Below are 20,629 nucleotides of genomic sequence, written 5' to 3'. Positions count from 1 at the left end.
GCCCGCTCATTACCCATGGGTTACCCCGCTCCCACCCGGGGCGGGCCGCCCCTCGCCAGGACTCCGGCCAGCGCCTCGACCACCTGCGGCTGGTAGTCGTGGCCGGTGCCGATGCGCAACTCCTCCAGGGCCGCCAGGGCCCCTGCCACGCCTTCCCCGCACAGGTCCTCGTACGCGTTGACGGTACGGACGATCCGCGCGGTGAGTGGCTGTTCCCGGTACGGATCGGCCTGCCGTTCCACCACCACCGCCACCTTCGCGTCCACCCCGGTCTGCCGGACCACCGCCCCGCCCAGCAGGGCTATCCGTCGCTGTTCGGCGGCGGGCAGCCGGGCGGTGGCCCCGTCCTCCAGCGGGTCGACCAGGGAGAGCTGGCCGATGTCGTGCATGAGCGCCGCGTACTCCAGCACCGTCAGCTCGCTGCCCGCCAGCCCCAGCTCACGCCCGACCGCCGTGCAGAGGTCGGCGACCCTGCGGGCGTGGCCCTGCGGGGTGTACCCGGCGATCTCGGTGGCTCGGGCCAGCGAGACGATGGTCTGCCGGTAGGTCGCGCGGACCGCCGCGTACCTGCGGAAGGACACCTGGGTGAGGAGCAGCGGGACGCACAGCACGGGCAGCGCCCACAGCCCGGCGACGGCCACCCCGAGCGCCATCACGGCGCCGGTCGCGCAGACCGCCGACCCGATGCCGGGCAGGGCGCGCAGTTCGTCGCGCAGGTGCGAGCCGTACGGACAGCGAGTCCGCGCCGCCAGTACGAACGCGGCGAGCACCGCGTCGCAGAGCGCGGTCAGGCCCAGCAGCCCGACAAGGAAGAGGGCGTACGCGGGCCCCTCCCCCAGCGACCCGGTGAACTGCTCGGCGTAGCGCAGCGGCTGGAAGCAGACGGCGGCGAAGGCCACGGTCAGCACCCGGCGGGCCGCCCGGTCGGGGTCGGGCCCGCTGCCGCGCACCAGAGGGGGTACGGCAGCGAGCAGCTGGGCCGCGGTGACGACGGTGATCACCTGGAGCACCCCCTGCCCCGTCGGCTCCCCGGCGCTCCGCCCCAGCAGGGCGTACGCGAGGGCCCCGGCGGCGCCGAGCGGCGCGGGCTCCCGTTCGCCGGGCAGGGCGCCCCGGCAGGCGAGTTCGCCGACGGTGACCAGGGCGCCGAAGGCGAGGGCGTGGCCCGGTTCGGCGAGCCCGGACCAGAGGGTGTGGACCAGGGCGACGAGGGTCAGCGCGAGGGCCGCGGCGCGCAGGGCGCGGACGGCGGGCGGCGGTCCGTCGCCGCCGCGGTGGCCGGTCACCGCTCGCTCCGCCCGTCGCCGTCGGGGCTCCGGCCCGCGCCCGCCGCGCCTGCCGCTCCCCCGGCGGTGGGCGCCTGCCCGCGCGGGGGCGGCAGCGTGGCCTCGTCGGAGGTGACGGTGACCGTCGCCGCCGACCAGCCGTGCCGGTCCAGGGCCCGGACCAGCGCGCGCACCATCCGGGGGTCGAACTGACTGCCCGCGCAGCGGCGCAGCTCCTCCACGGCGGCGGCCACCGGCCGGCCGCGCCGGTAGGAACGGTTCGAGGTCATCGCGTCGAAGGCGTCGGCGACGGCCACCACCCGGGCGAACTCCGGGATGTGGGCGCCCCGGAGCCCGTGCGGATAGCCGCTGCCGTCCAGCCGCTCGTGGTGGTGGAGGATCGCCGCTCTGGCCTCGTCGAGGAAGCCGATGCCCCGCACGATCTCGTGGCCGTACTCGGGATGGAGTTCGATGACCCGTCGCTCCTCCGGGGTGAGCGGCCCGTCCTTGCGCAGCACGCGGGTCGGCACGCCGAGCTTGCCGACGTCGTGCAGGATGCCGGCGAAGCGCAGGGCCTCCACCCGCTCCGGGGCCATACCGATCTCGCGGGCGATCAGGACGGAGGCCCGGCCGACGCGCTCGCTGTGGCCGCGCGTGTAGGTGTCCTTGATGTCGACGGCCTGGACGAGGGCGCGGATGGTGGCGCGGTGCGCGGTCCGCTCCCGGTGGTACTGGGCGAACACCCAGCAGGAGATGTACATCGGCAGCAGCACGAAGAGCGAGGAGAACGGGCCGTACGGGCCGCGCCAGAGGACCGCCATCATCAGCCCGGCGAGCGCGTGCACCAGATGCGGCCCGGTCGAGGAGGCGAACAGCCCGTGCCAGGCGTTCCGTACGGGCAGGTGTTCGGCCGGAATCCGGATGGCGCCGTCGAGCAGGGCGAGCAGCAGGCTGAAGGCGAGGGCGGCGGCGCAGGCGGGCAGGAGCACGTACGGGAAGTCGGGCACGGCGCCCCGCTGCCCGTCCGGCCCGTGCGGGCCGCCGAGCGCGGCGGGGCCGGCGAGCGCCCCGAAGACCGAGGAAGCGGCCCAGAGGGTGACCGCGAGCTGGGCGGCACGCCAGATCCGGCGAGCGGCGGACGGCTTGTGCTCGACCCGCCCGGCGAGCGCGCCGGGTACGGCGACGAGCGCGGCGGCGGAGGGCGGCAGCAGGAAGGCGGCGGCGAGCAGGAACGGGAAGAACGATCCGGCCCGGACGGGCACCCGCTCCCCGAAGAAGGGGCAGCGGCCGGGGAGTTCGCCCGCCAGATAGAGGGCGGCCAGCAGGCCGAGGGTCTGCCAGGCCAAGGGCTCCCCGCCGCTGTGGGCGGTCAGCGCCCCGAAGCGGGGGACCTGGGTGAGTACGGGAGCGACACAGCCGGCGGCGCAGACCGCCACCGCCGCGATGAACGCGCACGCCGCGACCGGTGTTCTCCTCATGCCTGCACCCGCCCCCGCGTGGTCGATGGAGGCGTCACGCTAGCGAGTAGTCGGAGCTCAGGTGCCGCAACGATCCTGATTAGCGCGTTCGGGTGATGCGGCGGGAGGCCGGATGCTAAGGAACGGAACCCGGAACGGCCGGGAGGCGCACCGCGTCCCGCGCGGTGCGCCTCCCGGCCGTCGTCCAGGTGCTATTCGGCGGTGGCCGCCGGCCGGCCCGTGTCGCCCAGCGACACGTCCTGGTCCGGCACGGCCTGGCCGGAGCGGATCAGGTCGATCCGTCCCATCACCTTGGAGCGCAGGTCGGTCGGGACGTCGTCCTGACCGCAGCAGCGCTTGACCAGCTTCTTCACGGCCTGCTCCAGGCCGTACTTCTCCAGGCACGGGGAGCACTCACCGAAGTGCGTCTCGAACTTGGTGCAGTCGCCCTCGGGCATCTCGTGGTCGAGGAACTCGTAGAGATGGTCGAGAACCTCTGAGCAGTCCGTCTCGTGCGGCTCTCCGCAGCTCATGAGGCCGAGCCTTTCCGATCGTCCGACTCACCGGCGCCGGCGGGAACCAGCCCGCGCTCGCGGGCGTAGTCCTCCAGCATGCCGCGCAACTGACGGCGTCCGCGGTGCAGTCGGGACATCACCGTACCGATGGGAGTCCCCATGATGTCCGCGATCTCCTTGTAGGCAAAGCCCTCGACGTCCGCGAGATAGACCGCTATGCGGAATTCCTCGGGGATCGCCTGGAGCGCCGACTTCACGTCGGAGTCCGGCAGGTGGTCGAGAGCCTGCGACTCGGCCGACCGCAGCCCGGTCGACATGTGCGACTCGGCCCGCGCCAGCTGCCAGTCCTCGATCTCCTCGGCGGCGCTCCGCTGGGGCTCGCGCTGCTTCTTGCGGTACGAGTTGATGAAGGTATTGGTGAGAATGCGGTACATCCACGCCTTGAGGTTGGTGCCCTCACGGAACTGGTGGAAGGAGCCGTACGCCTTCGCGTAGGTCTCCTGCACCAGGTCCTCGGCGTCCGCGGGGTTGCGCGTCATGCGCAGCGCCGCGGAATACATCTGGTCGAGAAAGACGAGCGCGTCCCGCTCGAAACGCGCGTTCCGCTCGTCCGTCGTCTCCTCCGGGCGGCCGTCGTCGGTCCCTGTGTCGTTACCAGTGACCGGACCCACCTCCTCCAACGCTGTTGCGGGGCCGAAACCGGACCCGCTCGCCTCGGAGAATAGTCGACCTTGGTTACGTGCGTGCGGTCGATCGCTTCCGCCCGGCGCGCGGTCAGGAGTGGTCTTCGGCGCGTGCAGCACCGTCCACTCGAGATCCGCGGCGTTCGAGCGACGCGGGCAGATGGTCGAACCCATGCGACGGACTCCCTCTCCACAGCCAGAAGACTTGTGCCGGTGCACCGGGGTGCGGTGTACCGGTCGCTTCGGCGTACCGGGCGCCGATGTACCGAACAACAGCGGCCCCGCGGCCCGCATTCCCCGCGCCCGAACGGCTGGGTCGGGGTGTGAGGGAGACCACGTGCCGGCGGGACCGCGGGGGCTCGGAACGGCTCAGGACGGGAGCCGGTCCAGCCAGCCGGTGACCGCTCCGGTCAGGATCTCCATCGCCTGGGCCTCCGTCAGGCCCGAACGCCTGGGCACCGCGAAGCCGTGGTCGCCGTGCGGGACCTCGGCCATCTCGTGCGTACCGGAGGGGAATTCGGCGGGGCGGCCGAAGGGGTCGTTGCCGCCCTGGACCACCAGGGTGGGGAGCCCGGTGCCCAGGAGTTCGTCGGCGCGGGACTTCTCGGGCCGGCCCGGCGGGTGCAGCGGGAAGCTCAGCGCGAGTACGGCACGGGCGCCGAGCTCCCCGGCCGTGCGGCAGGCGACCCGCGCCCCGGCGCTGCGCCCGCCCGCGACGACCGGCAGTCCGGGGGCGGCCAGCTCGGGCCAGATCGCCCGCCAGCCGGTGTCCAGGGTCTTCGGTGCGGGCGCGACCTTCTTCCCCGCGACCCGCCAGGGCTGCTCCACCAGGGCGACGCTCACCCCGTGTCCAGGCGCGGCGGCCGCCAGGGCCGCCAGGTCCCGCGCCTCGATGCCGCCGCCGGCACCGTGGCCCAGCGCCAGCACCAGCCTGGCGCCGGCGGCGGGGAACCAGGTGACCCTGGCCTCCCCCGCCGGGGTGTCGATACGGACGGGCCGCCCGCCCGGGGCGCTTCGCTCGCTGCTCATGGGCCTCATCCTGCCCGCAGGGGCACCGGTGTCAGAACAGCGTGGTCTCCTCGGGCGCGGCCAGCTCCTCCTGGAGTTCGGGCCCGTTGTTGCGGACGTTGCTGACGGCGGTGGCGACCGGGTAGGCGCGCATCAGTCCGCCCTCGGGCGGGGCGACCAGGGCGAGCAGCTCCTCGCCGTCGGTGCGCGCCGGGTCGAGCCAGGCGTCCCAGCGGTCGGGCGTCAGCATCACCGGCATCCGGGGGTGGATGTCGGCGAGGGCGGACGGGCCCTCGGCCGGGGCGACGGCGAGCGGGGTGGTCTCCGCCTCGGTGGTGATCACCGAGCAGGTCGCCCACCACGCCTGCGGGTGGCCGGGCGGGAGGGTGGCGTCGCGCCAGAACTCGTAGAGCCCGGCCATCGCGAAGACGGACCCGTCGGCGGGGGTCACGAAGTACGGCTGCTTGCGCGGGCGCTTCTTCTTCCCCGCCTCCTCCAGCTGCCGCTCGTCGGCGCCGGTCATCCACTCGTAGTACCCGTCGGCGGGCAGGATGCAGCGGCGCTGGAAGAAGGCCTTGCGGAAAGAGGGCTTCTCGTGGACGGTCTCGGCGCGGGCGTTGATCATCCGCGCGGCGCCCTCCGGCGTCTTCGCCCAGGAGGGTACGAGGCCCCACTTGAGGGTACGGAGCTGGCGAACCGGACGACGGTCCGCGGCGTCTTTCAAGGGACGCTCCAGTACGGCGTAGACCTCCTTGGTCGGCGCCACGTTCCAGTCGGGGGCCAGGGTCTCGTCGGGGTCCCACCGCTCCACCTGGAAGAGTCCGGTCAGGTCCTCGGGCCGCCGGCTCGCCGCATAACGTCCGCACATGTCTGCCAGCCTGCCACGACACCCCGTCCCCGCCGCAAGGAGTCCCAGCCGCAATGGACAGCAACGAACTGGGCGCCCTGTGGGACAGGGTGTTCGGCACCCAGCCCGCACCGGAACAGTGGCTGGTGGTGGTGACCGCGACCGCCGCGCTGATCGCCGTCGTCCCCAACGTGCTGTGGCGGCTGACCCGTAACTCGATCACCATCGCCCACGAGGGCGGTCACGGACTGATCGCCCTGTGCACCGGGCGGAAGCTCTCCGGCATCCGGCTGCACTCGGACACCAGCGGGCTGACGGTCAGCCGGGGCAAGCCGACCGGCATGGGCATGATCCTCACCGCGGCGGCCGGCTACACCGCGCCCTCGCTGCTCGGTCTCGGCGGCGCCTGGCTGCTGACCAACGGCCGCATCACGTTGCTGCTCTGGCTGGCCACCGCGCTGCTCGCGGTGATGCTGGTGATGATCCGCAACCTGTTCGGGGCGCTGACCGTGATCTTCACGGGTTCCCTCTTCCTGCTGGTCTCCTGGCTCACCTCGGCCGCCGTGCAGTCGGCGTTCGCGTACGCGGTGGTCTGGTTCCTGCTGATGGGCGGGGTCCGGCCGGTCTTCGAGCTCCAGTCCAAGCGCCGCCACGGCGGCGCCCCCGACTCCGACGCGGACCAGCTGGCCCGCCTGACGGACGCCCCGGCCTGGCTCTGGCTGTTCCTCTTCCACGCGGTGTCGCTCTGCTCCCTGATCGGCGGCGGGCGCTGGCTGCTGGGGGTCTGAACCGGCGCGTGCGGGCGGCGGGGGCGGCCCGATCGGGGAGCCTCAGCCCTCAGGGCCCCTCGCGCCCGGCACGGGCCGGACGAGAGGCCCTAAAGTGAGGGCATGACCGAAAGTTCCGTGCACCCCGCCCTCTGGCCCGCCCCCCACGCGAGCGGCCCCGTCGACGCGACCGTCACCGTGCCCGGTTCCAAGTCGGTCACCAACAGGGCGCTGGTCCTCGCCGCGCTCTCCGCCGAGCCCGGCTGGCTGCGCCGGCCGCTGCGCTCGCGCGACACCCTGCTGATGGCCCAGGCGCTGCGCGCGATGGGCGTCGGCATCGAGGAGACCGTCTCGTCGAGTTCGGCGGCGGCGCCCGGGAGCCCGGACCTGACGGGCGAGGCGTGGCGGGTCATCCCCGCCGGGCTGCACGGCCCGGTCACGGTCGACGTCGGCAACGCCGGTACGGTCATGCGCTTCCTGCCCCCCGTCGCCACGCTCGCGGACGGCCCGGTCCGCTTCGACGGCGATCCGCGTTCCTACGAGCGGCCGCTGCACGGTGTCATCGACGCGCTGCGCGCGCTCGGCGCCCGGATCGAGGACGGCGGGCGCGGCTCGCTCCCGCTGACCGTGCACGGCGCGGGCGCGCTGGAGGGCGGCCCGGTGCGCATCGACGCCTCCGCCTCCTCCCAGTTCGTCTCCGCGCTGCTGCTCTCCGCCCCCCGGTTCAACCAGGGCGTGGAAGTACGGCACGTGGGTTCGGCCCTGCCGTCGATGCCGCACATCCGGATGACGGTGGAGATGCTGCGGGCGGTCGGTGCCCAGGTGGACGAGCCGGAGACGGGCGGCGAGCCGGACGTGTGGCGAGTCTCTCCCTCGGCGCTGCTCGGCCGGGACCTGACCATCGAGCCCGACCTCTCCAACGCCCAGCCCTTCCTGGCCGCCGCCCTGGTGACCGGCGGGCGCGTCACCGTACGCGACTGGCCGGAGCGCACCACGCAGCCCGGGGACGCGCTGCGGGAGCTGTTCACGGCGATGGGCGGCAGTTGCGAGCTGACGCCGCAGGGCCTGACCTTCACGGGTTCGGGCCGTATCCACGGCATCGACGCGGACCTGAGCGAGGTCGGTGAGCTGACGCCGGGCATCGCGGCGGTCGCGGCGCTCGCCGACTCCCCCTCCACGCTGAGCGGTGTCGCCCATCTGCGGCTGCACGAGACGGACCGGCTGGCCGCGCTCACCAAGGAGATCAACGAGCTCGGCGGTGACGTCACCGAGACGGCGGACGGGCTGCACATCCGGCCGCGCCCGCTGCGCGGCGGGGTGTTCCGCACCTACGACGACCACCGGATGGCGACGGCGGGCGCGATCATCGGCCTGGCGGTGCCCGGGGTGGAGATCGAGAACGTGGGGACGACCGCGAAAACCCTGCCGGACTTCCCGGACATGTGGACCGGCATGCTCGGTGCCGGAGCCTAGAGGATGCGCCGCTACGGGAAGAACCCCGACGAGGACGACATCCGCGTCCGTCCGAACCGCAAGGGCAACCGCCCCCGCACCCATACCCGGCCCAAGCACGAGGACGCCGAGGACGGCATGGTCCTCACGGTCGACCGGGGCAGGCTGACCTGCCTCGTCGAGGGGCGGACGGTCGTCGCCATGAAGGCCCGCGATCTGGGCCGCAAGGCCGCCGTGGTCGGCGACACCGTGTCGATCGTCGGGGACCTCTCCGGCGACAAGGACACCCTGGCGCGGATCGTCCGTATCGGCGAGCGCCGCTCGGTGCTGCGGCGCACCGCCGACGACGACGACCCGTTCGAGCGGGTGGTGGTGGCCAACGCCGACCAGCTCGCCATCGTCACGGCGCTCGCCGATCCGGAACCGCGCCCGCGCATGATCGACCGGTGCCTGGTCGCCGCGTACGACGGCGGGCTGACCCCGCTGCTGGTGCTCACCAAGTCCGACCTGGCCTCCCCGGACAAGCTCCTGGAGGCGTACACCCCGCTGGGCGTGCCGTTCATCGTCACCAACCGCGACGAACTGGCCAACGGTGACGCGGCCGACCGGGTGCGCGAGCAGCTGAACGGCAAGATCACCGCCTTCGTCGGGCACTCCGGGGTTGGCAAGACCACGCTGGTCAACGCCCTGGTGCCGGAGGACCGGCGGCGTACGACGGGTCATGTCAACGCGGTCACCGGGCGGGGGCGGCACACCACCACCTCCGCGCTGGCGCTGCCGTTGCCGGACGGCGCGGGCTGGGTGGTCGACACCCCGGGCGTGCGCTCGTTCGGCCTGCACCACATCGACCCGTCCCGGGTCATCAACGCCTTCCCCGACCTCCAGCCCGGCACCGAGGACTGCCCGCGCGGCTGCGCCCACGACGACAACGCGCCGGAGTGCGCGCTCGACGCGTGGGTGGCCGACGGACACGCGGACCCGGCGCGGCTCTACTCGCTGCGCCGGCTGCTGGCGACGCGCGAGCGGCGCGAGGGCGACTGAGCGGGAGCGGGCCCGCCGTCACCGGCGCGTGGACCCGCCACGACTCGCGCACGTTTGCGACCGCACGGGCGTGGTAGGGGCATAATCGCAGCGAGCAGGCGGACCCGGTGACCGACGCGGAGGACTACGGACGATGGCGTGGCTGCTGGTCGTGGTCGCGGGGCTGCTGGAGACCGGCTTCGCCGTGTGCCTGAAGCTGTCGCACGGTTTCACCCGGCTCTGGCCGACGATCGCGTTCGCCGCGTTCGCGCTCGCCAGCTTCGGCCTGCTGACGCTCTCGCTGCGGAAACTCGACGTGGGCCCGGCCTACGCGGTGTGGACCGGAATCGGGGCCGCCGGTACGGCGATCTACGGCATGATCTTCCTCGACGACGTGGTGTCCGTCCTCAAGCTCGTCTCGATCTCACTGGTGATCATCGGCGTGATCGGCCTCCAGCTCTCCGGCTCGGCGCACTGACCCCTACCCCCCTGGGGGCGGGATCCGGGGTCCGCGGGCCGTGTGGTGCCGGGCCGTGTGGCCCCGTGCGGACCCGGCTGGATACTGTGACGCCATGTCCGACTACCACGATGACCTGCGTCTCGCCCACGTACTGGCGGACGCCGCCGACGCGGCGACGATGGACCGGTTCAAGGCCCTCGACCTCAAGGTGGAGACCAAACCGGACATGACTCCGGTGAGCGAGGCCGACAAGGCCGCCGAGGAGCTGATCCGGGGCCATCTGCACCGGGCCCGCCCGCGCGACGCGATCCTGGGCGAGGAGTACGGACTGGAGGGCACCGGCCCCCGTCGCTGGGTGATCGACCCGATCGACGGCACGAAGAACTACGTGCGCGGGGTGCCGGTCTGGGCCACCCTGATCTCGCTCATGGAGGCGGGCGAGGACGGTTTCCAGCCGGTGGTCGGCGTGGTCTCCGCGCCCGCGCTGAGCCGGCGCTGGTGGGCGGCGAAGGGTTCCGGCGCGTACGCGGGGCGCAGTCTCACCTCCGCGACCCGGATCGAGGTCTCGAAGGTCGGGCAGATCCCGGACGCCTCCTTCGCCTACTCCTCGCTGACCGGCTGGGAGGAGCAGGGTCGGCTGGACGGCTTCCTCGACCTGTCGCGGGCCTGCTGGCGGACGCGGGGATACGGCGACTTCTGGTCGTACATGATGGTCGCCGAGGGGGCCGTGGACATGTGCGCGGAGCCCGAGCTCTCGCTCTGGGACATGGCGGCCACCGCGATCGTGGTGCAGGAGGCGGGCGGCAGCTTCACCGCCCTGGACGGCGTCCCCGGCCCGGGCGGCGGCAACGCGGCGGCCTCGAACGGCCTGCTCCACGACGAGCTGCTGGGCTATCTCAACCAGCGCTACTGACGCTTGCACCTGTCCCGGCCGGGGTTCCGCCCCGGTCGGCGGAGCGCCAGGGGCGCACGGGGGCCGTGGGACGTGCGCGCGCACGCCCTGTGGCCACTCCGCGCACCCCTTGTCGGGTCACGGGCGGGGTGTCATCCTGAAACCCCCGCTTGTGAACTTGTGAATCGGCTCACTTTCGGCCGGTCCGCCAAGGAGGTGCCCCCTCATGCTGGTCCGAGACGCCATGACCACCGTGGTGCTCACCATCGGCCCCACCCACACACTCCGCCAGGCAGCCGCGCTCATGTCGGCCCGCCGCGTCGGAGCCGCCGTCGTCCACGATCCGGACACGTGCGGATTCGGCATCATCACCGAACGCGACATCCTCGACGCCGTAGGACTCGGCCAGGACCCCGACCGGGAGGCCGTGTCCGGCCACACCACCACGGACGTGGTCTTCGCCGCCCCCACCTGGACCCTGGAAGAGGCCGCCGAGGCCATGACCCACGGCGGGTTCCGGCACCTGATCGTGCTGAACGACGACGGCCCGGTGGGCCTGGTCTCGGTCCGCGACATCATCCGCTGCTGGGCTCCGGTGCGCCGCCGGCACCCGGTCGAGCTGGCCGGCTGACCCGAGCCTCCGGGGCGCCGGAACAGCGGGACGGGCCGGACACCACGCGTGTGGTGTCCGGCCCGTCCTCGTGTACGCGATCGGGCGGTCAGGCGCGCCGGGCCCGCACCGCTTCCTCCAGCCGCTTGCCGAAGTCGCCGTCGGCCCGGCGGAAGTTGTCCACCGCGCGCTCGGCGATGTCCTCGCGCGAGACCTTGGCGATGAACTGGGCGAGGTTCTCGACCAGGCGCTCCTTCTCGTCCTCGGAGAGCAGCCGGTAGAGGTTGCCCGCCTGCACGAAGTCGTCGTCCTCGGCGTGGACCGGCGTCACGTGGTTGCCGGTGACGCCGTCGACCGGGGTGGGCTGCCAGAGCGGCCGGCCCGTCTGGGCCGGACCGCCGAAGCTGTTCGGCTCGTAGTTCTTCGAACCGGCGTGACGGCCGTCGTAGAGGTGGCCGTCACGGCTGTTGGTCCGCGCCTCGGTGGCGTGCGGGCGGTTCACCGGCAGGTGGTCGGCGTTGATGCCGACGCGGTAGCGGTGGGCGTCGCCGTACGCGAAGAGGCGGCCCTGGAGCATCTTGTCCGGGGACGGGCCGATGCCGGGCACGAAGTGCGCCGGGCTGAAGATGGACTGCTCGACCTCGGCGAAGATGTTCTCCGGGTTGCGGTTGAGCTCCAGCTTCCCGATCTCGACCGGCGGGTAGTCCTCGTGCGGCCACACCTTGGTGAGGTCGAACGGGTTGAAGCGGTAGGTCGCCGCGTCGGCCGCGGGCATGATCTGCACCTGCACGGTCCAGGACGGGAAGTCGCCGCGCTCGATGGACTCGCGCAGGTCGCGCTGGTGGCTGTCCGGGTCCACGCCGGAGAGGCGGTTGGCCTCGTCGGTGGTGAGGTTCTTGATGCCCTGGTCGGTCTTGAAGTGGTACTTGACCCAGAAGACCTCGCCGGCCTCGTTGTTCCACTGGTACGTGTGCGAGCCGTAGCCGTTCATGTGGCGCAGCGTTGCGGGTATGCCGCGGTCGCCGAAGAGCCAGGTGACCTGGTGGGTCGACTCGGGTGACAGGCCCCAGAAGTCCCACACGTTGTCCGCCTCCTGCGAGCCGGTGTACGGGTCGCGCTTCTGGGTGTGGATGAAGTCGGGGAACTTGATGGCGTCCCGGATGAAGAACACCGGGGTGTTGTTGCCGACGAGGTCGTAGTTGCCCTCCTCGGTGTAGAACTTCAGCGCGAAGCCACGGGGGTCACGCACGGCGTCGGCGGAGCCGAGGTTCCCGGCGACGGTCGAGAAGCGGAGGAAGGTCTCCGTCTGCTTGCCGACCTCGGAGAGGAACGCGGCGCGCGTCCACTGCGAGACGTCGCGGGTCAGCGTGAAGGTGCCGTACGCACCGGCGCCGCGGGCGTGCACCACGCGCTCCGGGATGCGCTCCCGGTTGAAGTGGGCGAGCTTCTCCAGCAACGCCTGGTCCTGTACGAGAACCGGACCGCCGGCGCCCGCCGTCTCACTGTTCTGGTTGTCGGCGACCGGAGCCCCGGCCTGCGTGGTGAGCGGTCCCTGCGTCACGTGCGCCTCCTGCGTATGTGCGCCGCGCGCCCGCCGTCTCCCGGCGGCGCGCACGGTCGTTCCCTTGGCTTGTGCCGAGTCCGATCCTACGATGGACTTTGTCCAAGTCAAGCAAACATCTAAAGTCACATCTGTTCAGGACTTGCTTCCGGCCACTGTTAGGCTGGTGCCATGAGTGACCTGCTGGAACGACTCCGAGGACGCGGCTGGCGCATGACGGCGCAGCGCCGCGTGGTCGCCGAGGTCCTCGACGGCGAACACGTGCACCTGACCGCCGACGAAGTGCACGCGCGGGCCGTGGACCGGCTGCCCGAGATCTCGCGGGCCACCGTCTACAACACCCTGGGCGAGATGGTGTCGCTGGGCGAGGTGCTGGAGGTCTCCACGGACCGCCGCGCCAAGCGGTACGACCCGAACGCCCGCCGTCCGCACCACCACTTGGTCTGCGCGAACTGCGGCGCCATCCGCGACGTCCACCCCACCGGCAATCCGCTGGCCGACCTGCCCGCCGAGGAGCGCTTCGGCTTCACGGTGTCGGGCGTCGAGGTGACGTACCGCGGGCTCTGCCCGAACTGCGCGTCGACGACCGTCTGACCCCCGCGCCCGCACCACGACCGGCCGGGGTTCCTCACCGTGCCGGTCGTCGGTGTGGGCGCACGCGCGTACGCCACACGAAGAAGGCCCGGATCCATGGGATCCGGGCCTTCTTCTTTAGTAGCGGGGACAGGATTTGAACCTGCGACCTCTGGGTTATGAGCCCAGCGAGCTACCGAGCTGCTCCACCCCGCGCCGTTGAATGCAACATTACGTCACTCGGTCGGCCGTGGCAAATCCATTCAACGGGCGGCCCCAGCAGGCCCTGACGGGCCGCAGGGGGCCGCCCGCTCAGGCCGTGAGCTCCTGGTGCAGCGCCTCCTGGAGGCGGGCGGCGCGCTCGGCGACCTCGGCCGGGCCCAGCTCGACCGCACGGGCACACCAGCGCTGCCCCTCGGTGAGCTCGCCCCGGCGCGCGGCGAGCAGCGCGAGGCGGAGCGCCGCCCGGCCGTGGCCGTCGTTGGCGGCGCGGCTCCACCACAGGGCCGCCTCGCGCTCGCTGCCCTCGCGGGCCAGCAGCAGCCCGAGGTTGAAGGCGCCGTTGCGGCTGCCCGCCTCGGCGGCCTCGCGGTACCAGCGCGCGGCGTTCTCCACGTCGCCGCGCGCGGCGCAGAGCATGCCGACCCGGACCTGGGCGCGGCGGTGCCCCTGCTCGGCGGCGCGCTCGTACCACTCCTCGCACTCGGTCTTCTCCGGCATCGGCTCGCCGAGGACCGGCGTCGCGCGCGGCGGGCGCCGCGCGTCGAGGACCCCGGCCAGCCGGAAGGCGGCCTCGGCGCTGCCCCCGCCGGCGGCGGTACGCAGATGGCGTTCGGCCTCCTGGTCGTCGCCCTGGCGCAGCAGCGCCATGGCGACCTGGAGCGCCGCGTCGGTGTGCCCGGCGGATGCCGCGCGTTTGTACCAGCCCAGTGCCGCGAGTTCCTCGTCCCGGCCGGCGTGCAGGATGCCGAGGTTGAAGGCGGCGTCCACGCTGCCCGCCTCGGCGGCCTTGGAGAACCAGGGTTCGGCCCCGGTCGCGTCGCCGGCCTGGAGGAGCAGTACGGCGAGCGCGTTGGACGCCTCGCGGTGGCCCGCGTAGGCGGCCCGGCGGTACCACTGCTCGGCCTGCGGGGTGCGGTCCTGGGCGGCGCAGAGCAGGCCGAGGTTGTACGCGCCGTTCACGTCGCCCGCGTCCAGGGCGGCCCGGTACCACCGCTCGGCGGTCTGCGGCTCGCCCCGGTCGGCGTGCAGAGCGCCGAGCGCGTTGGCGGCGTTGCCGTCGCCCTCCTGGGCGGCGCGGAGCCACCACACGGCGGCGCTCTCCACGTCGCCGACGTCCCGCAGCAGGAAGGCCAGGGCGCAGGCCGCCCGGGCCTCACCGGCCCGCGCGGAGGTGAGGTACCAGCGCCCGGCCTCCTTGAGCTCGCCGCGCCGCTCCAGGATGGCGCCGAGGTGCAGCGCCGCACGGCGGTGGCCCCGGGCCGCCGCCTGCCGGTACCACTGTTCGGCCTCGCCGACCCGGCCCTCGGCGGGACCCGCGACCGGGCCGTCGCCGGGTGCGCCGGCGGCGTTCACCGGGGGCTCGACGGCTTCGACGGGCGCCCGCCCGAGCCCGAAGGCCTGGTGCGGGTCCTCGACGGCGTTGCGTTCGATCGTCCTGGCCAGCCGGTACGCGGCCTCCCGGTGCCCCTGTTCGGCGGCGGCGCGCAGCCAGCGCTCGGCGCCGACGTCGCTGCGGTGCTCCAGCAGGTCCGCGAGGGCGTAGGCGCCCAGCGCGTGGCCCTGTTCGGCGGACTGGCGCAGCCAGTACTCGGCGCCCGGCTCGTCGCCCCGCTCGCGCAGGTGCCGGCCGAGCGCGTGCGCGGCGGAGGCGGAGCCCGCGACGGCCGCGATGCGCCACCAGCCGGCCGCCTCGTCCGGGTAGCCGCGCTGGTGGAGCAGGACGCCGAGGTTGTTGGCGGCGGCCCGGTCGCCGTCGGCGGTTGCCCCGCGCAGATAGGGTTCGGCGGCGTCGAGTTCGCCCCGGCGCAGCAGCAGGGCTCCGACGACGCTCATCGCGGCGGTGTCGCCCGCGTCGGCGGCACGGCGGTGGCGCTCGACGTCCTCGGAGGTCTCGGGCGTCTCGGCGGCCTCGGAGACCCCGGCGGCGGTCATGTCTGCCGTGTACGAGGGCCCGGCGGCGGTCTCGGTGTTACCTGGGTTGCCTGGCGTGACCGTGACCCCCGTCGTCCCGGTGGCCCCGGTGGTGGAGTCGTCGCTGGTCACGGCCTGCTCGGCGGTTCCCGCCGCCCCGTCGGTGACCGCGGCCGACGCCGCGGCCGGCGCCCGCTCCGGGCCCCGTGTCCGCCGTTGCACAAACCGCCCTGTCTCCAACAGAGTTGCCCTGTCCCCCATAAATACCATCGTCGCACCACCTGTAACCCGCGTACACCTGGTATATCGCGGACAGTGAGGTCACTTCAGCGTTTTGTCGACATGCCCACAGAGAGACAAGTCAAACACGGCCCCGGGCAACTGGTGCCCCGCGAACCGCACTTCACGCCCACCCCCTGCGGACGCCATGACATGACGAAGGCCCGGATCCAGTGGATCCGGGCCTTCGTCTTTCAGTAGCGGGGACAGGATTTGAACCTGCGACCTCTGGGTTATGAGCCCAGCGAGCTACCGAGCTGCTCCACCCCGCGTCGTTGTGTTCAAACAGTACCACGACGCGGGGGTGGGCTTTCTCAGCTGCCCTGGTCGGAGGCCCCCTCCGCCGGAGCGGCGGTGTCCTTGTCCGTGCTGCCGGCGGAGCCTGAGCCCGTGCCCGGGTCGGCGGCCTTCGAGCCGCCCGCCCCGGACTGGGCCTCGGCAGCCCGCTTCAGGGCGTCCTGGAGGTCTTCCTGGGCCTTGCCGTAGGCATCCCAGTCCGGCTTCCGGAGCGCCTCCTCGCTGGCGTCGTACGCCTTCTGGGCGTCCGCGATGGCCGCCTTGAGCGCCGCGTCACCGGTGGCCGGCGGCTGGGTCGGCTCGGTGGGCTTCGTCGGCTCGGTGGGCTCGGTCGGCTGGGTGGTGCCGCCGTCCACATTGAAGACCGCGTTCAGCGCCTCTCCGAGACTGTTCTCGAAGACGATCTTCGATCCGAACGAGGCGGCCACCTTGCGCAGCAGCGGGTAGTTCTGGTTGCCACCGCGCGTGTAGACCGGCTCGACGTAGAGGAACCCGCCGTCCAGGGGCACGGTGAGGAGGTTTCCGTACTCGATGTCCGAGTCGGTGCCCTTGAGGTTTCTCACGAACTCGGCGACGTCGTCGTTGCCGTTGAGCTCGCTCTGTACCTGCCCGGGTCCCTTCACCGTGTTGGTGACTCTGAGGAGTCTGATCGTTCCGTAGTCGTCGCTGGCCGCGTCGGCGTCCACCGCCATGAACGCCCCGAGGTCGGGGCGGCCTCTCGGTGTGAACGTCGTGGTCAGCGAGAACGTCTGCTGATCCTGGTCCGGCATCTTCATGGAGAGGTAGTACGGCGGAACGGAGCCCGGTTCCTTGTTGGTCGGGTCGTCCGGCACCTGCCACGCGTCACTGCCGCTGTAGAACTGCGCGGGGTTGGTGACGTGGTAGCGGGTCAGCAGCTCGCGCTGGACCTTGAAGAGGTCCTGCGGGTACCGCAGGTGGTCCATGAGCTCCTGCGGGATGGCGGACCTGTCCTTGACCGTCCCGGGGAACGCCTTGCGCCAGGTCTTGAGGACCGGGTCCTTCGTGTCCCACTCGTAGAGCGTGACGGTGCCGTCGTACGCGTCGACGGTGGCCTTCACCGAGTTGCGGATGTAGTTGACCTGGTTCTGCTGGGCGACGACCGCGCGCTGGTTGGTCGTCAGCGAGTCGGCCGTGGTGTCGCCGAGCGTCGTACGGGAGGCGTACGGGTAGCCGTTCGTCGTGGTGTACGCGTCGACGATCCACTCGATCCGGTGGTTGACGACCGCCGGGTAGGCGTCGCCGTCGATGGTCAGCCACGGGGCGACCGCCTCGACGCGCTCCTTGGGCGTGCGGTTGTAGAGGATCCGCGAGCCGTCGCCGATGGCCCCCGAGTAGAGGATCTGCGGCTCGCTGAACGAGACCGCGTACGCGGCACGGTTGAAGGCGCTGGCGAGGCTGACCCCGCTGTCACCCTTGTAACTCGTGGTCTTCTCGCCGTCGTCCTCGTAGTCGAGCTCCTTCTGGGGCCCGCCGACGATGGAGTACTGCTGCGTCTTCTCGCCGTAGTAGATCCGCTGCTCGTACTCGCCGAGCTTCCCCGTCGTCGGCAGTCCGGACTCGGTGAAGTCCGGGGAGCCGACGGGGTTGGTGCCCGTGCTGGTGCCCTGGGCCGCGATGACGCCGTAGCCGTGGGTGTACGTGAAGTGGTCGTTGATCCAGTTCCGCTTGGGCAGGCCCGCGAGGTTGAGCTCGCGCAGTCCGACGACGGTGTCCTGCTCCTTGCCGTCCTCTTCGTAGCGGTCCACGTCCAGCGTCGCCGGGAACTGGTAGTAGTTCCGCTTCTGCTGGAGCTGCTGGAACGCCGGGGAGACGACGTTGGGGTCCATCACGCGGTAACTCGCGGCGGCGTCGGCCTGGGTGCGCAGCGCGGCGCCCTCGGTCTCCGTGCTCTTGCCGGCGTAGTCGTCGACCTGTGCGTCGTCGATGTCGTACGCCTCGCGGGTCGCCTTGATGTTCTTCTGGATGAACGGGGCTTCCTTGGCCTGCTCGTTCGGCTGGACCTGGAACTTCTGGACGATCGCCGGGTAGAGCCCGCCGATCAGGATGGCCGAGAGGACCATCAGCCCGAAGCCGATCACCGGGAGCTGCCAGGTGCGGCGCCAGAGCGTCGCGAAGAACAGCACCGCGCAGATGACGGCGATGCAGAACAGGATCGTCTTCGCCGGAAGGTAGGCGTTGGCATCGACGTACCGCAGGCCGGTCCAGTTGTCGGTGGCCTTGAAGTCACTGGACTTCACGGCCAGTCCGTACCGGTCGAGCCAGTACGCCACGGCCTTCAGCGCGACGAAGACGCCGAGGAGCACCGAGAGGTGCCCGGTGGCCGCGCCGGTCGCGCGGGCGCCGGGGCTGGTGATCCGCAGGCCGCCGTAGAGGTAGTGCGTCAGTGCCGCGGCGATGAGCGACAGCACGACCGCGGCGAAGCCGAAGCCGAGCAGGAAGCGGTACCACGGCAGGTCGAAGGCGTAGAAGGAGACGTCCAGGTGGAACTGGGGGTCCTTCTGCCCGAAGGAGACGCCGTTGACGTACATCAGCCAGGTGCGCCACTGGCCCGAGGCGGAGGCCCCGGAGATCAGCCCGACGAGCGCGGTGACCGCGAGGAGCACCCACTTCTTGAACGGGGCGACACCCATGCGGTAGCGGTCCAGGCTCTGCTGCTCCAGCGACATCGCGCTCAGCGGCGGCCGGAGCCGGTGGGCGAGCCAGACGTTGAGGCCGACGGCGAGCGCCATCAGCAGCCCGAAGACGAGGAACAGGCCGATCTTCGTCCACAGCGTGGTGGTGAAGACCGACGAGTACGACACCGAGCGGTACCAGAGCCAGTCGGTCCAGAACCCGGCGAACATGATGAACGCCATACCGAGCGCCGCGAGAACGCCGAGCGTCATGAGAAGGGTACGGGCACGCCGTGACGGGCGGCCGACTCTGATCCGTGGCCCGGTCGGGCCTCCGCCGCGGTCCGGCATCTGGAAAGCCAACGTGCGCACCTCGTACTTCGGGGTCGTGTGGAACGGGCTCCGCGATCGTAGAGCCCTCCCTTGCAACTTACGGAGGCTTTACCTAGTTCCCGCTCCCGGTGCGAAAAGAGGCAGGATATTGGTATGCCCAACGTTTCTTCCTCAGGTCCTCCGATGGCCGCGAGTCCCCTGACCGTCGCGGTGCTCGAAATCGACGAGTACGCCGCCGGTCTCGGATGGGACCGCCCCGCCCGCCTTTTCGCCCTCGTCGACACCGCCAGCCTGCGCGTCCAGGAGCCGGGCCTCGCCCGCCAGCTCGGGCTCGGCGCGGACGGTAAGGCGCCCGCCGCCTTCACCCCCGTCGAACAGGAGGAGATCCCCGAGAGCAAGCCGCTGGACGAGTTCCTCGCCACGATCGCCTGGCCGGCCGGGGTGGCGGGGTGCGCGCTGACGGTCGAGCGGCTCATGCTGCCGCCGTCCGCCGAAGCCTCCGTACCCGAAGGGCTCAGCGGCAAGAAGCTGACCGCGTGGGTGGCCGCGCACCCGGAGCGGCAGGAGGTCCGGATGACCGTGGCCGTGCTGCGCAACGGCAAGCGGGAGTCGGCGATCCGGCTGCGGGAGAAGGACTCCGCCAGCGAGGTCCTCACCGGCCCCACGCTCGTCCCGGGGCTGGCCGACGCGCTGGCCGCGACCTTCGAGTCCTGAAACCCCGTCCGGGGCCCCGCGGTGCGGGGCTCCGGACGTCAGCTCTTCGAGCAGCTCGGCAGGGCGGCCGTGTCGCCGGTGCGGATCTTGTCCAGGGACTCCTTGGCGTCGCTGATCTTCTTGACCCGGACCAGGGTGAGACCGGACGGGGTGTCGGCCGCGGCGGCGGCGCAGTTCTCGTCGGGGGTGAGGAAGTACCTCGCCCCGGCGTTCCGGGCGCCGATCAGCTTCATGTTGATGCCGCCGATCGGGCCGACGGTGCCGTCGTCGTCGATGGTGCCGGTGCCCGCGACGAACTTCCCGCCGGTGAGCTGACCGGGCGTGAGCTTGTCGACGATGCCGAGCGAGAACATCAGCCCGGCGCTCGGGCCCCCGACGTCGGCGAGGTTGATGTCGATCTCGAACGGGAAGGTGTGGTCGGTCCCCGCCTGGATGCCGACGATCGCGCGGCCGTCGTCGTCCGCCTTGCGGGTGGTGAGGGTGACGTCCTGGGTGCCCTCGGGGTCCTTCCCGGCCTTCTCGGCCGCGGCGGCCTTCTCGGCCGGGACGACCGTGAACGTCACGTCCTGGCCGGCGTCGCGCTTGCTCACCAGTTTCGCGACGTCCGCCGGATCCTTCACCGCGGTCCCGTCCACCGACTCGATCACGTCGCCCGCGTGGAGCTTGCCCTCGGCCGCCCCGCCCTTCACGACGGTCGACACGATGACGCGCGAACTCACCGGGATGCCCAGTTCCTTCAGGGCGGCGACCTTGGCGCTCTCCTGGGACTGGCTGAACTCCTCGGCGTTCTCCTGCGTCGACTGCTCCTCGGTCTTCCCGTCCGGGTAGAGGGTGTCGTGCGGCACGATCACGCTGTCGTGGGCCAGCCAGCCGTACACGGCCTCGACCAGGTTCATGTTGTAGTCCGCACCGGTGACGCGGACCGTCGTCATGTTGAGATGCCCGGACGTCGGGTACGTCTTGCGACCGGAGATCTTGAGCACCGGATCGCCGTTCGCGTCGCCCAGCGTGTTGACCGTCGGCCCGGGGGACATCTCCGCGTACGGAACGGGAAGCAGCACGCCCACACAGATAAGCGCGATGAAGATGAGAGTCGAGGCGAGCATCGTCGCGGTGCGGCGTGGCATGGA

General features: G+C 71.9%; 18 protein-coding genes and 2 tRNA genes. 8 read left to right on the top strand and 12 right to left on the bottom strand.

Going from position 1 to position 20,629, the window contains the following annotated elements; genetic code table 11:
- Nucleotides 1–20 precede the first annotated feature (20 nt).
- The 6 genes from OHA55_RS22035 to OHA55_RS22010 form a co-directional block, all read right to left on the bottom strand.
- Entirely contained in the window at nt 21–1,238 is a 1,218-nt protein-coding gene (locus OHA55_RS22035) for an HD-GYP domain-containing protein (RefSeq protein WP_266710944.1), read from the bottom strand.
- A gap of 44 nt (nt 1,239–1,282) precedes the next feature.
- Nucleotides 1,283–2,743 (bottom strand): HD-GYP domain-containing protein, encoded by a 1,461-nt coding sequence (locus tag OHA55_RS22030; protein WP_266708919.1) that lies wholly within the window; start codon nt 2,741–2,743, stop codon nt 1,283–1,285.
- A 191-nt stretch (nt 2,744–2,934) separates the two neighbouring features.
- The gene (rsrA, locus tag OHA55_RS22025; protein ID WP_266708917.1) at nt 2,935–3,255 is read right to left on the bottom strand and encodes a mycothiol system anti-sigma-R factor; all 321 of its coding nucleotides are present in this window, start codon (nt 3,253–3,255) and stop codon (nt 2,935–2,937) included.
- A complete protein-coding gene (locus tag OHA55_RS22020; RefSeq protein WP_266708915.1) occupies nt 3,252–3,908 on the bottom strand; it encodes a sigma-70 family RNA polymerase sigma factor in 657 nt (218 codons plus the stop codon). The genes rsrA and OHA55_RS22020 overlap by 4 nt, the downstream gene beginning before the upstream one ends.
- 381 nt (nt 3,909–4,289) lie before the next feature.
- On the bottom strand, nt 4,290–4,949 hold the full coding sequence (locus OHA55_RS22015; protein ID WP_266708913.1) for an alpha/beta family hydrolase: 660 nt from the start codon (nt 4,947–4,949) through the stop codon (nt 4,290–4,292).
- Between the two features lie 31 nt (nt 4,950–4,980).
- A complete protein-coding gene (locus OHA55_RS22010; RefSeq protein WP_266708911.1) occupies nt 4,981–5,796 on the bottom strand; it encodes an SOS response-associated peptidase in 816 nt (271 codons plus the stop codon).
- Nucleotides 5,797–5,849: 53 nt separating this feature from the next.
- Here OHA55_RS22010 and OHA55_RS22005 point away from each other — a divergent pair, with 53 nt between their 5' ends.
- From OHA55_RS22005 to OHA55_RS21980, 6 genes are all read left to right on the top strand, one after another.
- Nucleotides 5,850–6,563, top strand: coding sequence for a M50 family metallopeptidase (locus OHA55_RS22005; RefSeq protein ID WP_266708909.1), 714 nt, complete (start codon nt 5,850–5,852; stop codon nt 6,561–6,563).
- Between the two features lie 102 nt (nt 6,564–6,665).
- On the top strand, nt 6,666–8,015 hold the full coding sequence (gene aroA / locus OHA55_RS22000; RefSeq protein WP_266708907.1) for a 3-phosphoshikimate 1-carboxyvinyltransferase: 1,350 nt from the start codon (nt 6,666–6,668) through the stop codon (nt 8,013–8,015).
- A 3-nt stretch (nt 8,016–8,018) separates the two neighbouring features.
- Nucleotides 8,019–9,035 carry a ribosome small subunit-dependent GTPase A gene (rsgA, locus tag OHA55_RS21995; RefSeq protein WP_266708905.1) on the top strand — a complete coding sequence of 339 codons (1,017 nt, stop codon included), beginning with the start codon at nt 8,019–8,021 and terminating at the stop codon, nt 9,033–9,035.
- Nucleotides 9,036–9,168: 133 nt separating this feature from the next.
- Entirely contained in the window at nt 9,169–9,492 is a 324-nt protein-coding gene (locus tag OHA55_RS21990) for a multidrug efflux SMR transporter (RefSeq protein WP_266708903.1), read from the top strand.
- A gap of 94 nt (nt 9,493–9,586) precedes the next feature.
- Nucleotides 9,587–10,387 (top strand): histidinol-phosphatase, encoded by an 801-nt coding sequence (hisN, locus tag OHA55_RS21985; RefSeq protein ID WP_266708901.1) that lies wholly within the window; start codon nt 9,587–9,589, stop codon nt 10,385–10,387.
- A 205-nt stretch (nt 10,388–10,592) separates the two neighbouring features.
- On the top strand, nt 10,593–10,997 hold the full coding sequence (locus tag OHA55_RS21980) for a cyclic nucleotide-binding/CBS domain-containing protein (RefSeq protein ID WP_266708899.1): 405 nt from the start codon (nt 10,593–10,595) through the stop codon (nt 10,995–10,997).
- Nucleotides 10,998–11,085: 88 nt separating this feature from the next.
- On the opposite strand, the gene OHA55_RS21975 is transcribed toward OHA55_RS21980, so the two are convergent.
- The gene (locus OHA55_RS21975; RefSeq protein ID WP_266708897.1) at nt 11,086–12,537 is read right to left on the bottom strand and encodes a catalase; all 1,452 of its coding nucleotides are present in this window, start codon (nt 12,535–12,537) and stop codon (nt 11,086–11,088) included.
- 171 nt (nt 12,538–12,708) lie between these two features.
- On the opposite strand from OHA55_RS21975, the gene OHA55_RS21970 reads away from it, so the two are divergent.
- Nucleotides 12,709–13,131, top strand: a complete 423-nt coding sequence (locus tag OHA55_RS21970; RefSeq protein WP_266708895.1) for a Fur family transcriptional regulator — start codon at nt 12,709–12,711, stop codon at nt 13,129–13,131.
- Between the two features lie 121 nt (nt 13,132–13,252).
- Here OHA55_RS21970 and OHA55_RS21965 read toward each other — a convergent pair.
- From OHA55_RS21965 to OHA55_RS21950, 4 genes are all read right to left on the bottom strand, one after another.
- Nucleotides 13,253–13,326 (bottom strand) — tRNA-Met (locus OHA55_RS21965).
- Nucleotides 13,327–13,422: 96 nt separating this feature from the next.
- On the bottom strand, nt 13,423–15,513 hold the full coding sequence (locus OHA55_RS21960; RefSeq protein ID WP_266708893.1) for a tetratricopeptide repeat protein: 2,091 nt from the start codon (nt 15,511–15,513) through the stop codon (nt 13,423–13,425).
- A 207-nt stretch (nt 15,514–15,720) separates the two neighbouring features.
- Nucleotides 15,721–15,794 (bottom strand) — tRNA-Met (locus OHA55_RS21955).
- A gap of 42 nt (nt 15,795–15,836) precedes the next feature.
- Entirely contained in the window at nt 15,837–18,803 is a 2,967-nt protein-coding gene (locus tag OHA55_RS21950) for a UPF0182 family protein (RefSeq protein ID WP_266710902.1), read from the bottom strand.
- 135 nt (nt 18,804–18,938) lie between these two features.
- Here OHA55_RS21950 and OHA55_RS21945 point away from each other — a divergent pair, with 135 nt between their 5' ends.
- Nucleotides 18,939–19,499, top strand: coding sequence for a PPA1309 family protein (locus tag OHA55_RS21945; RefSeq protein ID WP_266708891.1), 561 nt, complete (start codon nt 18,939–18,941; stop codon nt 19,497–19,499).
- 38 nt (nt 19,500–19,537) lie between these two features.
- Here OHA55_RS21945 and OHA55_RS21940 read toward each other — a convergent pair whose 3' ends face one another.
- Nucleotides 19,538–20,626, bottom strand: a complete 1,089-nt coding sequence (locus OHA55_RS21940; RefSeq protein ID WP_266708889.1) for a PDZ domain-containing protein — start codon at nt 20,624–20,626, stop codon at nt 19,538–19,540.
- Between the last annotated feature and the right edge of the window lie 3 nt (nt 20,627–20,629).

Origin of the sequence: Streptomyces sp. NBC_00102 (assembly GCF_026343115.1) — a bacterium.
Classification (GTDB): Bacteria; Actinomycetota; Actinomycetes; order Streptomycetales; family Streptomycetaceae; genus Streptomyces.
Note: the sequence above shows the minus strand (reverse complement) of the source record. Positions and strands in the feature narration are given on the sequence as shown.

What these genes read in the sequence shown, in the direction of transcription:
- OHA55_RS22030 (WP_266708919.1), bottom strand. Translation starts at nt 2,743, where the DNA reads ATGAGGAGAACACCGGTCGCGGCGTGCGCGTTCATCGCGGCGGTGGCG.
- rsrA (WP_266708917.1), bottom strand. Translation starts at nt 3,255, where the DNA reads ATGAGCTGCGGAGAGCCGCACGAGACGGACTGCTCAGAGGTTCTCGAC.
- OHA55_RS22015 (WP_266708913.1), bottom strand. Translation starts at nt 4,949, where the DNA reads ATGAGCAGCGAGCGAAGCGCCCCGGGCGGGCGGCCCGTCCGTATCGAC.
- OHA55_RS22010 (WP_266708911.1), bottom strand. Translation starts at nt 5,796, where the DNA reads ATGTGCGGACGTTATGCGGCGAGCCGGCGGCCCGAGGACCTGACCGGA.
- OHA55_RS22005 (WP_266708909.1), top strand. Translation starts at nt 5,850, where the DNA reads ATGGACAGCAACGAACTGGGCGCCCTGTGGGACAGGGTGTTCGGCACC.
- aroA (WP_266708907.1), top strand. Translation starts at nt 6,666, where the DNA reads ATGACCGAAAGTTCCGTGCACCCCGCCCTCTGGCCCGCCCCCCACGCG.
- rsgA (WP_266708905.1), top strand. Translation starts at nt 8,019, where the DNA reads ATGCGCCGCTACGGGAAGAACCCCGACGAGGACGACATCCGCGTCCGT.
- OHA55_RS21990 (WP_266708903.1), top strand. Translation starts at nt 9,169, where the DNA reads ATGGCGTGGCTGCTGGTCGTGGTCGCGGGGCTGCTGGAGACCGGCTTC.
- hisN (WP_266708901.1), top strand. Translation starts at nt 9,587, where the DNA reads ATGTCCGACTACCACGATGACCTGCGTCTCGCCCACGTACTGGCGGAC.
- OHA55_RS21980 (WP_266708899.1), top strand. Translation starts at nt 10,593, where the DNA reads ATGCTGGTCCGAGACGCCATGACCACCGTGGTGCTCACCATCGGCCCC.
- OHA55_RS21970 (WP_266708895.1), top strand. Translation starts at nt 12,709, where the DNA reads ATGAGTGACCTGCTGGAACGACTCCGAGGACGCGGCTGGCGCATGACG.
- OHA55_RS21960 (WP_266708893.1), bottom strand. Translation starts at nt 15,513, where the DNA reads ATGGTATTTATGGGGGACAGGGCAACTCTGTTGGAGACAGGGCGGTTT.
- OHA55_RS21950 (WP_266710902.1), bottom strand. Translation starts at nt 18,803, where the DNA reads ATGCCGGACCGCGGCGGAGGCCCGACCGGGCCACGGATCAGAGTCGGC.
- OHA55_RS21945 (WP_266708891.1), top strand. Translation starts at nt 18,939, where the DNA reads ATGCCCAACGTTTCTTCCTCAGGTCCTCCGATGGCCGCGAGTCCCCTG.
- OHA55_RS21940 (WP_266708889.1), bottom strand. Translation starts at nt 20,626, where the DNA reads ATGCCACGCCGCACCGCGACGATGCTCGCCTCGACTCTCATCTTCATC.